Annotated in this window: 11 protein-coding genes; 4 read left to right on the top strand and 7 right to left on the bottom strand. The window is 32.3% G+C overall.

Annotation, left to right across the window (positions count from 1 at the left end; translation table 11 throughout):
- Nucleotides 1–25 precede the first annotated feature (25 nt).
- The gene (locus H574_RS14290) at nucleotides 26–499 is read left to right on the top strand and encodes a hypothetical protein (RefSeq protein WP_051169901.1); all 474 of its coding nucleotides are present in this window, start codon (nucleotides 26–28) and stop codon (nucleotides 497–499) included.
- A 54-nt stretch (nucleotides 500–553) separates the two neighbouring features.
- On the opposite strand, the gene H574_RS14500 is transcribed toward H574_RS14290, so the two are convergent.
- From H574_RS14500 to H574_RS0113580, 7 genes are all read right to left on the bottom strand, one after another.
- Nucleotides 554–3,358, bottom strand: coding sequence for a M43 family zinc metalloprotease (locus H574_RS14500; protein WP_027881111.1), 2,805 nt, complete (start codon nucleotides 3,356–3,358; stop codon nucleotides 554–556).
- A gap of 184 nt (nucleotides 3,359–3,542) precedes the next feature.
- On the bottom strand, nucleotides 3,543–4,853 hold the full coding sequence (gene nqrF / locus H574_RS0113605; protein ID WP_027881110.1) for an NADH:ubiquinone reductase (Na(+)-transporting) subunit F: 1,311 nt from the start codon (nucleotides 4,851–4,853) through the stop codon (nucleotides 3,543–3,545).
- A gap of 1 nt (nucleotide 4,854) precedes the next feature.
- Complete coding sequence (gene nqrE / locus H574_RS0113600) at nucleotides 4,855–5,589, bottom strand: NADH:ubiquinone reductase (Na(+)-transporting) subunit E (RefSeq protein WP_027881109.1); 735 nt, start codon at nucleotides 5,587–5,589, stop codon at nucleotides 4,855–4,857.
- 52 nt (nucleotides 5,590–5,641) lie between these two features.
- The gene (locus H574_RS0113595) at nucleotides 5,642–6,286 is read right to left on the bottom strand and encodes an NADH:ubiquinone reductase (Na(+)-transporting) subunit D (protein ID WP_027881108.1); all 645 of its coding nucleotides are present in this window, start codon (nucleotides 6,284–6,286) and stop codon (nucleotides 5,642–5,644) included.
- A 2-nt stretch (nucleotides 6,287–6,288) separates the two neighbouring features.
- On the bottom strand, nucleotides 6,289–7,044 hold the full coding sequence (locus H574_RS0113590) for a Na(+)-translocating NADH-quinone reductase subunit C (RefSeq protein ID WP_027881107.1): 756 nt from the start codon (nucleotides 7,042–7,044) through the stop codon (nucleotides 6,289–6,291).
- Nucleotides 7,045–7,046: 2 nt separating this feature from the next.
- Nucleotides 7,047–8,261 carry an NADH:ubiquinone reductase (Na(+)-transporting) subunit B gene (locus H574_RS0113585; RefSeq protein WP_027881106.1) on the bottom strand — a complete coding sequence of 405 codons (1,215 nt, stop codon included), beginning with the start codon at nucleotides 8,259–8,261 and terminating at the stop codon, nucleotides 7,047–7,049.
- The gene (locus H574_RS0113580) at nucleotides 8,261–9,616 is read right to left on the bottom strand and encodes a Na(+)-translocating NADH-quinone reductase subunit A (protein WP_027881105.1); all 1,356 of its coding nucleotides are present in this window, start codon (nucleotides 9,614–9,616) and stop codon (nucleotides 8,261–8,263) included. Before H574_RS0113580 ends, H574_RS0113585 begins: the two co-directional genes overlap by 1 nt.
- 157 nt (nucleotides 9,617–9,773) lie before the next feature.
- Here H574_RS0113580 and H574_RS0113575 point away from each other — a divergent pair, with 157 nt between their 5' ends.
- The 3 genes from H574_RS0113575 (at nucleotide 9,774) to pruA (ending at nucleotide 13,263) form a co-directional block, all read left to right on the top strand.
- Complete coding sequence (locus H574_RS0113575; protein ID WP_027881104.1) at nucleotides 9,774–11,024, top strand: type IX secretion system plug protein; 1,251 nt, start codon at nucleotides 9,774–9,776, stop codon at nucleotides 11,022–11,024.
- A gap of 89 nt (nucleotides 11,025–11,113) precedes the next feature.
- On the top strand, nucleotides 11,114–11,500 hold the full coding sequence (apaG, locus tag H574_RS0113570) for a Co2+/Mg2+ efflux protein ApaG (RefSeq protein WP_027881103.1): 387 nt from the start codon (nucleotides 11,114–11,116) through the stop codon (nucleotides 11,498–11,500).
- 134 nt (nucleotides 11,501–11,634) lie between these two features.
- Nucleotides 11,635–13,263: an L-glutamate gamma-semialdehyde dehydrogenase gene (pruA, locus tag H574_RS0113565; protein WP_027881102.1), complete on the top strand. Its 1,629-nt coding sequence runs from the start codon at nucleotides 11,635–11,637 to the stop codon at nucleotides 13,261–13,263.
- Nucleotides 13,264–13,285: the final 22 nt, after the last annotated feature.

Raw genomic sequence — 13,285 nt, 5'->3', positions numbered from 1 at the left:
GAAGAAAATCGCTAAGAAATTTAAAATGAAAACATCAACAAGATTTGATAACGCTATTAAAAAACTATACACAGCTTTTAATGAAAATCTATTAAACCCTGAATGTTGTAAACAATGTGCTGTTGGAAATATTTTAGATCAAAAAGATGCTTGGAAATATTTATCTGATGATCATGGCTCTTTAAAGTTGAATTATCTTGGACTAGTACATCAAAATTTAGGAAGAACTTTTAACGGATATTCGCCATTAGAATTACTAAAAATTGAAGCTGCTTTTTTGAAAGGTTGTGGTTACGAACTACCACTTAATCATAAAAATAAAAGACCTAAAAACTCAACAAATAAAGACATACTATTTAATGGTTTAAAAGAAACAATTAAAGTGCTTTGCAGCTTTGATAATATTGAAAATATTATGGATTATTCCAACGTATTTAAAGCTGTAATTACAAAAAATAGTGATTTAAAATTTACAAATTTTGAATTTGAAAATGTTTAAAATAAAAAAGCCCAACACTTTAGTATTGGGCTTTTCTAAATATATATCATTAATCTACTTCACTACAATTCTTTTAAATGCAGACTTATTACCTGCTTCAACTTTAAGTATATAAATTCCTGTTGAATTTGTATTTAAATTAATAGTCTTATTAAATATTGAATTGTTGTTAGAGTATAAATTATTAAAAATTTGACGACCTCTAATATCAAATAAAGAAAGATTAACATCTTGATTGGTGCTTAAAGCAATAGTCACTTTGCCATTTGTTGGGTTTGGATAAACTGCAAATTGATCAAAATCAAATTCTGAAGTTGATAATGCAGCAGGCACACCAAAATAATAAGTCCCTTCAATTCCTGAAGTAAATGTTCCTGATAATTTATAGTCTGAACCAAAAGATGAGACTGAAGCTGATACTACTTCTGTTGTAACTCCATTATCTCTTAATATACTAATCGAATTTCTACTTTGTCCAGTAGTAGCTTCATAACCTAATATTTCTGCTTCAGTAAAATAAAAATCTACAGTAACATTAGAAGTCGTAAGTATATTTGAAGGTGTTATAGTAAACGTCTTATCTGTTACATAATTAGACACAGAGCTTCCGTTGTAGCTTTGTGCACTAGTACCTGCTCTAGATACAGATATGTCTACACAACCAAAATCATCATTATTTACATTGGTTATATCTAACATTAAATCTGTACTAACAGAATCTGAAGCGTAAACAGTTCCACTAGACCTTAAAGCTAATAAATCATTAGATGTACTTGTATTAACATCTGTTTGTATACTTTTAGCAACTATAGCTTCAAAATTTATATTATCTAATAAGAACAGTCCTTCTGTTACCCCGTTACCGTTGTTTGTACCAGGACTATTGTGCCTAAATGCTAAATAACCTGTCTGACCAATATAAGCAGACATATCTATATTTCTAAACTCACCATTATCATCAAGTGTATTTCCTGAATCAATTAAATTACCGCTAGTTATAGTGCTTACATTAGTGTTATCTGTAGTCCAATAAACCTCATACGGTTCACTATCCCCATATCCTGCAATACCATAAGATAAGTTAACTGAAGATGCATTTGAAGGTATAGATATCATATCAGACAGTAAGAAATTATCTGGTGTAAAATTAGCTCCTGTACCAAAAATTGCACCATTAGATTCTGAAGCAAAAAATACACTTACTATTGTCCCATTACCATATAAATCTGTACCTGAAGAATTAGCACTTAAGAAATTATTTCCATCACCATCATTATCTATTACAAACCAATTTGTAGCATCTGTTGTTTCTAAATTAGAATCTATTAGAGTAATTGTTTGAATATTTACAGGAACAACATCATCATCTGTAATTACTAATGTAAAGTTATTATTACCTGCTGTAGCATCTCCTCCATTAGCATTAACTGTAAAAGTTAAATCTATACTTTCTTCTCCTTCAACAAAGCCATCATTAAAAACTCTTATTACTACAGACTGTGTTGCTGTTGAACCTGCACTGAATACTACTGAATTATTTAAAAGCGTATAATCTTGTGCATCTGCTGTTGCCCCTTGTACTGTTAAGTTAACAGTTGTGTTTTGAGAAGCTCCTTCGGCAATTGTTAAATCTACAGTTACATCTGTAAAATTACAATCAGACCCTTCAATAACATTATCACTAGCTAAAGCAAAAGAAATTATAGGTCCAGCGTTACCTGTGTTAGAGCTAGCTAACTCAGATCGACCAGGAGAGTTTTGCATAACTACAGCCATTCTTGCAACTTGATCTGCAGTAAATAAATTCATACAAGTATCAAAACTATAATCCATAAAATTTTCTACCATATCTCTATCTCCTCCAATACATGTATCGTTAGTATTTGGACAACCTGAACTTGATCCGTTTTGGTTTGGTGTATCATTACAAAAATCGTCTACACTACAATTTCCATCTCCCCAAATATGTCTTAGACCGATCCAGTGACCTATTTCATGTGTTAAAGTTCTTCCTGCTGCATAAACACCTCCGTTTGGATGTGGGTTAGCTACAGATCCTATTGATGTATATAAACAAACAACACCATCTGTATTTGCAGATCCTCCTGAAGCTGGCATACCAGGTAATCCTGAACTATCAGGAAACTGAGCATATCCCAATAATCCACCTCCTAAATTTCCAGTCCAACAATTAGCATATAATGTTCTGTCCCAAATTGTAGCAGGTTTAATTGTATTATCAAAATCTGCAGTTGATAATTGTCCAGGATATCCATAAACACGATTAATACCTGGTTCTGCTAAAGGATTTCCATTGGGATCTACTTGAGCAGGAACAAATACAATTTGTGCATCTGCTGCTACAGAAGACCAATATCCTGTTGCTCCGCCAGCTTGATTAGAAAAATCAAGATTTAATTGTTCGATTTGAGCATTTACATACTGAGCATCTAAATCTGGTGCATCACCTTGTGTTCCAGAAACTACATGAAAGATAATAGGAATAGTATATACTTGCATTTGAGCAGATTCTACATTATTAGCTATTCTTGAAGCCTGTTGAGCTTTATACTGCTGAACTAAAGGAGCAATCCAATCTTCAAACTGCTGTTTAGATTGCACATTTGGGTTATTTAATCTATACTTGTTATTCATTTCTTCAGTAAGACAACGAACAACACCATTCTCATTTAAGAATCTTTGATTTTCTTCATTTAATATAACATCCTGCTCTGTATTAGGATGATTATGACTAATACTTTTAGAATTTTCTTTATTAATCTTTCTATTTTGAGAGTAACTGAGATTAACACTTAACAAAAGTATCGCTATTAACAATAATTTAGTATTTTTTTTCATAGATATAAGAATATTTACATTTAACCGATGCAAATTAACTTTTAAACTTAAAAATAGAATGATTTTAATCATTTTTCGATAAAAAACTAAAAAAAAAGGAAATATTCGGTTTTTTTTGATTTTAAGTAATAAAAAAAAGCCAATGTAAAAACATTGGCTTTTTTTTATTTGAAGAGGTTTTATACTATCCTCCAAAGTCATCAAATCGGATGTTTTCATCTGGTATACCAAAATCTTCACCCATTTTTTGTACTGCTTTATTCATTAAAGGAGGACCACAGAAGTATAACTCTATATCCTCTGGTGTATCATGATGATTTAAGTAGTTATCTATTACACAATTATGAATAAACCCTACAAAACCATCTCCTTCTTCATCATGTATATCTTTCTTAACTTTCCAGTTATCTTCTTCTAAAGGTTCTGAAAGAGCTAAGTAAAATTTAAAGTTAGGGAAATCTCTTTCTAACTCACGGAAATGTTCAATATAGAATAATTCACGCTTAGAACGACCACCATACCAATATGTTACTTTACGTCCTGTTTTTAACGTTTTGAATAAATGATATAAGTGAGAACGCATTGGTGCCATACCTGCTCCTCCACCAACGTAAAGCATTTCTGCATCAGATTCGTTAATAAAGAACTCTCCATAAGGTCCAGAGATTACACACTTATCACCTTTCTTTAAGTTAAATATGTATGATGATGCTACACCTGGATTTACGTCCATCCATCCATTTTTATTTCTATCCCATGGTGGCGTTGCAATACGAACATTTAACATAATCTCTCTACCTTCTGCTGGGTAAGAAGCCATAGAGTAAGCACGTTCTACAGTTTCGTCATTTTTCATTACTAATGGCCATAAATTGAATTTATCCCATTCTGCCTGAAACTTATCTGGTGAATCATGTTCTTCTGGATGTGCGGTAATATCCATATCTGAATATTTCACTTCACATTTAGGAATTTCAATTTGAATGTATCCACCAGCCTTGTAATTCATATCCTCAGGGATTTCAACTACAAACTCCTTAATAAAAGAGGCTACATTGTAATTACGTACAACTGTTGCTTCCCATTTTTTAATACCAAATACTTCTTCTGGTATCGTAATTTCCATGTCTTGTTTAACTTTAACTTGACAAGCTAAACGCGCACCATGTTGTAATTCTTTTCTTGTAAAGTGAGGTGTTTCTGTTGGTAAAGCTTCTCCTCCTCCATCTAAAACGTGACATTCACATTGGATACAAGTTCCACCACCACCACATGCTGATGGCAAGAATATTTTTTGGTTACCTAATGTTGATAATAATGTACCACCTGATGATACTTCAATTTCTTTTTCACCATTTATTTTTATAGTTACAGGACCTGATGGTGATAATTTTTGCTTAACATATAATAATAATGATACTAATACCAATGTTATTACTAAGAATGCGATAACAGTTGTTAAAACTGTTCCTAATGTACTTGCTGCTAAAATCATATTACTCTACTGTTGTATTGTTAGCTATAGTTGAGTTATTCTCTATAACCTTAGTTTCGGTTTTATCTTGCTTTTCAATTTGAGCTGCTTGTTCTGTTTTTTTAGAACCTTCATCATCTCCTCCAGTTAACATTCCTCCAAAACTCATAAATCCAATTGCCATAAGACCAGTAATAATAAATGTAATTCCTAGTCCTCTTAAAGGAGCTGGTACGTTAGAATAACGAATCTTTTCGCGGATTGCTGCGATAGCTAAAATTGCTAAGAACCAACCTATACCAGAAGCTATACCATAATTAAATGCTAAACCTATAGTTTCGATTTCTCTAGACTGCATAAATAAAGATCCTCCTAAAATTGCACAGTTTACAGCAATTAGCGGTAAAAATATACCTAGTGAGTTATATAATGAAGGAGAAAACTTTTCTACAACAATTTCTACTAATTGTACCATGGTTGCTATAGTTGCAATAAACATGATAAATGATAAGAAACTTAAATCATAACTAGCATATTCTTCTCCTAACCAAGATAATGCACCTGGTTGTAATACATATTGATCTAAAAGCCAGTTTATAGGCACAGTAACTGCTAATACAAAGATTACTGCAGCACCTAAACCTACAGCTGTTGATACTTTTTTAGATACTGCAAGGTAAGAACACATCCCAAGGAATGTTGCAAATACCATGTTATCTATAAAGATTGATTTGAAAAATAATTCTATATGTTCCATATGTTATTTTTTGATGTCTTTTTGAAGTATACTTCAAAAAACGAGTCAATGTTTAGTCTTCTATTAAATCTTTGTTTCTGCTACGTTGTACCCAAATAATAATTCCTACAACAATTAATGCCATTGGCGATAATAACATAAACCCGTTATTTTCATATCCTATTGCGTACAAACCTGATTTTTCGATTGGATCTCCTAAAACTTTAAATCCTAATAAAGTACCAGAACCTAATAATTCTCTAAAAAAACCTACTATTATTAATATAACACCGTATCCTAATGCGTTACCTATTCCATCAAGGAAAGATTTCCACGGTCCATTACCTAAAGCAAATGCTTCAAAACGTCCCATAATGATACAGTTTGTAATAATTAAACCAACGAATACCGAAAGTGTTTTACTTAACTCGTAAGCAAAAGCTTTTAGTACTTGATCAACAATAATTACAAGAGCAGCTACAACAATAAGTTGTACTATAATTCTAATTTTTGAAGGTATGATATTTCTCATTAAAGAGATAACAACGTTACCAACTCCTAATACAAATAATACAGAAATTGCCATTACTATAGAAGCTTTAAGTTCTGCAGTAATTGCTAACGCAGAACAAATACCTAATACCTGTATAGTAATTGGGTTATTATCTGCTAATGGATCTGTAATTAATTTAGCGTCTTTTTTTGAAAGTAGTCCCATAATTAATTAGCTTGATTTTTTAATGTTTCAAAATAAGGCATGTATAACTTCAAGTCATTTTTAATCATAGCACTAACTCCATTACCTGTAATGGTAGCTCCTGCCAGAGCATCTACCTCATAATCTGTTTTATCTTCATTTTTAGGATCGTTATTTCCTTTTGCAACTGTTATACCTTTAAACACTCCATTATCTGTTAGTAAGTGTTCTCCATAAAAGTCATCCATAAAATAACGTTGTTTAATGTTTGCTCCTAAACCTGGTGTTTCTCCTTTATGGTCAAAATACACACCTTGAACAACCATATCTTTATCCATAGCAATATAGCCCCAAATAGCGTCCCAAAGTCCTTTACCATATATTGGTGCTACGTAAAATGTATTACCATCTTTTTCTCCAATAAATAAAGGCAAACGTCTTGTTTCTCCTGCTTTTGCTTTTGCTTGTTCTTTTTTAACATCGATTAAGTAAGCCTCATCATTTTCTTTAACATCATTACCTTCTATTACAATTTGTTTAGTAATGTATTTTGAAAAAGCTTCGCTAACCTTATCTGTAGAAATAAATGCAACATCAGTTTCTCCATTGTCATTTACTCCCATAGCGTAAAGAATGTTTTGTTGTTTTTCCATTCTTTCGTTTTCTTTTATAGTAGGCTTTAAAGATGCTGCTGTAAAAGCTAATAAAGCACCAACTACAACTACCATTCCTATGGCAAATAATACGGTATATAAATTACTATCTGTTTTGTTTGACATGACTAAGCAGTTTTAACTTTTAAACGTTTCATTCTACGTTTTACATTTGCTTGTACAACGTAATGATCAATTGTTGGTGCAAAAACATTCATTAAAAGAATAGCTAAGAAAACACCTTCTGGATATGCTGGATTAAATACACGTATCATTATTGATAGGAAACCAATTAAGAAACCATATATCCATTTTCCTTTGTTTGTTTGAGATGCTGTAACTGGATCTGTTGCCATATAAACAGCACCAAACAAAATACTTCCAATAATTAAATGTTGCCAGAAAGGAACACTCATTAATCCATAAAACTTACTAGTATCTCCTATCCAACCTGCATCTACTACACCATTAAAAATTAACCCCATAGATAAAGCTCCAATTATTGTGGATAGAATAATTCTCCAGCTTCCTATTTTAGTGAAGATTAAGAATAATGCTCCTACTATAATTAATAACTTAGAAGTTTCTCCAACTGAACCTGGAATAAAACCGTAGAACATGTCCATGTAGTCAATTCCGGCTAGACTACTGTTTTGAGCATAAGCTCCTAATAGTGTTTCGCCTGAAATAGCATCTGGTGTACCTGCTCTTTCAACTGCTCCGTGTACCCATACTTTATCTCCAGACATCCATGTTGGATAAGCAAAGAATAAGAATGCACGAATAGCTAATGCTGGGTTTAAGATATTCATTCCTGTACCACCAAAAACTTCTTTACCTATAACTACACCAAAAACAACTGCTACAGCTAACATCCATAATGGGATATCTACTGGAACAATTAATGGCACTAACATTCCTGTTACAAGGTAACCTTCTTCTACTTCGTGACCTTTAATTACTGCAAAAATAAATTCGACTAAAAGACCAACTCCGTAAGATACGATTACTAAAGGTAAAACGGTCCAAGCACCGATAACAAAATTATCCCATGTTAAGAAGTTTCCAAATAAAGAAGCTTCTCTTGTTATACCTGCAGCAGCATCGATAGCTGCATAGTGTTGGTAACCGGCGTTAAAAATACCGAAAATTAAACATGGTATTAATGCCATGATTACAGTATTCATTGTACGCTTTAAATCGTCTGCTGCCTTTACATGAGTTCCTCCATGAGTCGTTTCATTTGGCAGATATAAAAAAGTATGTATTGCATTAAATGCTGGCGCCATTTTGGTGCCCTTATACTTTTCTTTTAAATTGTGTAAGTTACTTTTTAAACCCATTATCCAATTTCTTTAAGCATTAAGTCTAATCCTTCTCTAATTATTTTTTGATGTGGTTGTTTTGACACACAAATAAATTCTGTTAATGCAAAATCCTCTGGTGCAACCTCATACATCCCTAAAGCTTCCATTTCATCTAGATCTTTATACATACAAGATTTTAAGATTTGTAATGGATAAATATCTAAAGGAAATACTTCTTCATAACTTCCTGTTACTACAAAAGCTCTATGCTCTCCGTTAGTATTAGTATCTAAGTTATATTTTTTGTTTGGCGATAACCAAGAAAAAGTTAAAGCTCTTGATGTAGATATTTTATTAAATACAGGCTTATTCCAACCGAAAAATTCGTAATCGTCTCCTTCAGGAATTACCGTAATTATGTTACTGTAGTAATCTAAATATCCGTCTGGTTTAACTTGCTTTCCTGTTAAGACATTTCCTGAAATAATACGGTCATTACCATCTTTATCAACACCATTATCATAAATCATAGTAGACACTTCACTTCCTATTTTAGTACGGAAATATCTTGGCTTTTTAACAGATGCTCCTGCTAGCGCGATAACACGTTCTGCATTAAACTTTCCTGTTAAAAGTAATTCTCCTATGATTACTAAATCTTGAGCATTTACTGTCCAAACAACTTCACCTTTATTAATCGGATCTATTTTGTTGATTTGTGTTCCTACATTACCAGATGGATGCGGACCAGACACTTTGTGTACTGTTACATTATTTAAGTTAGCTAATGGTGAGTTACCATTTTTACCAACAGAAACATGCACTGCTCCTTCTGTTAACTTACTTAAAGCAGTTACTGCAGCTTGAAGCTCAGCCTCTTTACCTTGCAGTGTATAATCTAAATCTGCTGCTAATGGCGCACTTGCATAAGCTGAAATAAAGATAGACTTTGGCATACCATTTGGCTTTGCAACAACATCGTAAGGACGTTGTTTGATAAAAGCCCAACAACCTGATTCTAATAACCTAGACTTTACTGCTTCTGCATTTGCAGACTGTACGTCTAACTTTCCAAAATCTTCGTAAGCTTGCTCTTTGTCTGCTTTAATTTTGATTGTTAAAATTCTTCTTTTAGCTCCACGTTCTATCTCAACGATTTCTCCAGAAACAGGAGAAACAAATTTTACACTTTCGTCGGATTTATCATAAAAAACAGCACTTCCTGCTTTTACTTTATCTCCTTCTCTAGCAACTAATTTTGGAGTAACTTGATGGAAATCTTCTGGTCTAATAGCGTAAAAGTTGCTTACTATGGCATTTTCAGTAGCCTTTTCTGCCTCTCCTTCTAACTTTATATCTAGACCTTTTTTAATCTTAATGTCGTTTGACATGTTATAAATCTATTAGTTAATAGTTATACTGATTGAGTTTTGAGGAATCAAAAATCCGTGCAAATTTAAGAATAAATACATAATTATATCATAAATAATCAAGAAAAACTTTAAGGCACAGATTTTGTTTATATTTGTTATATAAAATCTTCGTTAAATGCAACAAAAAATTAAACAACTTATATTGCTATTAATCTTTCCTTTATTTGGCTTTTCACAAGTTGAAGAAATTATTCCTCCTGACTATATTAAAACCATTTATTTTAATGGCGGGACTGCAGAAAGCCAACTTCCAATCATAAAATTAGGCGAATCCTTACAACTTGAATTTGATGCTCTCAATGGAAATGAAGATGATTATTATTACGAGATTAAACATTATAATTTTGATTGGACACCATCGCAATTAGTAGAATCTGAATACTTAGATGGCTTTGATGAACAACGCATAAGAAACTACCAAAACTCATTTAACACACTACAAACTTACTCGCATTACAAGTTAACTATACCTAACCAATACACGCAAGCCATTAAAGTTACAGGTAACTATATGATTACTATTTATGATGATTATGACGATATAATTTTCTCTAGAAAATTTATGGTTTATGAGCAATTAGCTGATGTTGGAGTTGCAATAAGACGATCCAGAAACGTTAAAGAAATAGACAAAAAACAATCAGTAGATATTACCATTAACTCTAGTCAAATTCAGTTTGTAAACCCAAAAGAAACTGTAAAAACCGTAGTTATTCAAAACAATAATTTAAAAACTGCAATTACTGATTTAAAACCACAATACATCTTAGCCAACGAGCTAACTTATAGATATAATGAAAAGTCTAGCTTTTATGGTGGTAACGAATTTTTCTTTTTCGAAAACAAAGAAATAAGAGCCGCAAGTAATGGCGTTCAATTTATTGATTTACAAGACTTATACCACTCTTATTTATTTACAAACGTGTCAAGAGCAAATCAAAAATACACATACAATCCTGACATTAACGGTAATTTTGTAATCACTGCTTTAGATGTTAATAATCCTGATGTAGAAGCAGATTATGCCGAAGTTCATTTTAGTCTTCAATACCCAAAATTAGAAGACGGTCAAGATATTTTTGTTTATGGGAATTTTAATAACTATGAACTTGAAGAAGCTACAAGAATGGAGTTTTTTGAAGAAGAAGGTATTTATACCACTTCATTTATATTAAAACAAGGTTTTTACAACTACAAATATGTTATTTTAAACAAAGACAACTCCATAGATCATGATAAAATAGGCGGAAGTTTTTGGCAAACAGAAAATAATTATAAAGTTATAGTTTATTATAGAGAACTTGGTGCTAGATATGATAAAGTAATTGGTTTAGGCGAAAAAAACTCGGTTGGAATCACCAATTAATCTTAAAATTATTCTAATAAACATTAAAAACAATCAACTTAACTGATAATTTGCTATTTTTGCAATAGCAGAAAACCAGTTAATCTATTATGGTACAGCAAATTACTAAAGGCATAAAAATTTCGGTAGAAACAAATTTTGAAGGTACGTTTTACAAAAACTACAAACTTCATTTTGCTTTTGGTTATCAAGTAACTATTGAAAACCAAGGTAAAGATGCTGTTCAACTTAATTCAAGAAAATGGACAATTTACGATGCTTTAAACAATATTGAAGAAGTTGAAGGCGAAGGCGTAATTGGTCAAAAACCTGTAATTAAACCTGGTGAATCTCACACCTATTCTTCTGGTTGCTTATTAACATCTCCATTTGGAGCTATGTCAGGATTTTACAATATGGTTAATTTTGCAACCACCAAAAATTTTGAAGTAGCAATACCTAAGTTTCACCTTAGTGCGCCATTTGCTATCAACTAATTATTTTTAAATAATAAGCTACCAAACAAGTATTTACATTACCCATTAACTATTCCTAAAAACATACTTTTACCCATAAAAAAATTGTACCTTTGTGTGACAAAATTTTGAATTAAAAAACACAACATTAAACTATGGGAAAAGGATTTTTTAACGTACCTATTGCTGTTAATGAACCAGTAAAAAGCTATGCTCCAGGCTCGCCAGAACGCGAAGCAGTTTTAAAAGCATACAAAGAAATGATTAACACGACTATTGATGTACCAATGTATATTAATGGTAAAGATGTTACTACAGGAAACACAAGAACAATGTCTCCTCCTCACGACCATAAACATGTTGTTGGAACCTACCATTTAGCTGAAAAAAAACATGTTGACGAAGCTATTGCAACTGCATTAGAAGCTAGAAAAACATGGGCTAACACACCTTGGGAACAACGTGCTGCTATATTTTTAAAAGCTGCAGAATTAATTGCTGGTCCATACCGTGCAAAAATTAATGCAGCAACCATGATTGCACAATCAAAAACAATACACCAAGCTGAAATTGATTCTGCTTGCGAGTTGATTGATTTTTTACGTTTTAACGTGCAATACATGACAGACATTTATCACGACCAACCAGAAAGCACAAGTGATGCTTGGAATCGTTTAGAATATCGCCCGTTAGAAGGATTTACATACGCAGTAACTCCATTTAACTTTACTGCAATTGCAGGAAACTTACCTTCTTGTATGGCTATGATGGGTAATGTTGTGGTTTGGAAACCAAGTGACTCACAAATCTACTCTGCTAAAGTTGTAATGGATGTATTTAAAGAAGCTGGTGTACCAGACGGTGTAATTAACGTTGTTTTTGGTGATCCAGTGATGATTACAGATACTGTTTTAGACAGTCCAGATTTTTCAGGATTACACTTTACAGGATCTACTTTTATCTTTAAAGAATTATGGAAAAAAATAGGTAACAACATTCACAACTACAAAACATACCCTAAAATTGTAGGTGAAACTGGAGGAAAAGATTTTATTGTCGCACATAAAACCGCAAACCCAAAACAAGTCGCTACTGCAATTGTTAGAGGCGCATTTGAGTTTCAAGGTCAAAAATGTAGCGCAGCTTCTAGAGCATACATCTCTGAAAGTATTTGGGACCAAGTTAAAGACTACGTAGTAGAAGATGTAAAATCATTTAAAATAGGTTCTCCAGAAGATATGAGCAACTTCTTTACTGCTGTAATACACGAAGGTTCTTTTGATAAATTAGCAAAGTATATCGACCAAGCTAAAGCTGATGATAATGTTGAAGTTATAGCTGGCGGAAATTACGATAAAAGTAAAGGTTATTTTATAGAGCCAACTGTACTTTTAACAACAGATCCAAAATATACAACAATGCAAGAAGAACTTTTTGGTCCTGTAATTACTATTTACGTGTTTAAAGATGATCAATTCTCTGAAACATTAGAATTAGTAGATGGCACTAGCGAGTATGCTTTAACAGGAGCTATTTTAGCACAAGACAGATATGCTATTGTAGAAGCAACAAAAGCATTACAAAATTGTGCTGGTAACTTCTACATTAACGATAAACCAACTGGTGCTGTTGTAGGACAACAACCTTTTGGTGGTGCAAGATCATCTGGAACTAACGATAAAGCTGGAAGTGCTTTAAATTTATTACGTTGGGTTTCACCAAGAATGATTAAAGAAACATTTGTAACTCCAACAGATTACAGATATCCGTTTTTAGGTGAATAATCTATAAATTATTCAATAAAAA

Origin of the sequence: Mesoflavibacter zeaxanthinifaciens DSM 18436 (assembly GCF_000422365.1) — a bacterium.
GTDB lineage: Bacteria > Bacteroidota > Bacteroidia > Flavobacteriales > Flavobacteriaceae > Mesoflavibacter > Mesoflavibacter zeaxanthinifaciens.
This window is presented reverse-complemented; position numbering and strand designations above follow the sequence as displayed.

What these genes read in the sequence shown, in the direction of transcription:
- H574_RS14290 (WP_051169901.1), top strand. Translation starts at nt 26, where the DNA reads ATGAAAACATCAACAAGATTTGATAACGCTATTAAAAAACTATACACA.
- H574_RS14500 (WP_027881111.1), bottom strand. Translation starts at nt 3,358, where the DNA reads ATGAAAAAAAATACTAAATTATTGTTAATAGCGATACTTTTGTTAAGT.
- nqrF (WP_027881110.1), bottom strand. Translation starts at nt 4,853, where the DNA reads ATGATTTTAGCAGCAAGTACATTAGGAACAGTTTTAACAACTGTTATC.
- nqrE (WP_027881109.1), bottom strand. Translation starts at nt 5,589, where the DNA reads ATGGAACATATAGAATTATTTTTCAAATCAATCTTTATAGATAACATG.
- H574_RS0113595 (WP_027881108.1), bottom strand. Translation starts at nt 6,286, where the DNA reads ATGGGACTACTTTCAAAAAAAGACGCTAAATTAATTACAGATCCATTA.
- H574_RS0113590 (WP_027881107.1), bottom strand. Translation starts at nt 7,044, where the DNA reads ATGTCAAACAAAACAGATAGTAATTTATATACCGTATTATTTGCCATA.
- H574_RS0113585 (WP_027881106.1), bottom strand. Translation starts at nt 8,261, where the DNA reads ATGGGTTTAAAAAGTAACTTACACAATTTAAAAGAAAAGTATAAGGGC.
- H574_RS0113580 (WP_027881105.1), bottom strand. Translation starts at nt 9,616, where the DNA reads ATGTCAAACGACATTAAGATTAAAAAAGGTCTAGATATAAAGTTAGAA.
- H574_RS0113575 (WP_027881104.1), top strand. Translation starts at nt 9,774, where the DNA reads ATGCAACAAAAAATTAAACAACTTATATTGCTATTAATCTTTCCTTTA.
- apaG (WP_027881103.1), top strand. Translation starts at nt 11,114, where the DNA reads ATGGTACAGCAAATTACTAAAGGCATAAAAATTTCGGTAGAAACAAAT.
- pruA (WP_027881102.1), top strand. Translation starts at nt 11,635, where the DNA reads ATGGGAAAAGGATTTTTTAACGTACCTATTGCTGTTAATGAACCAGTA.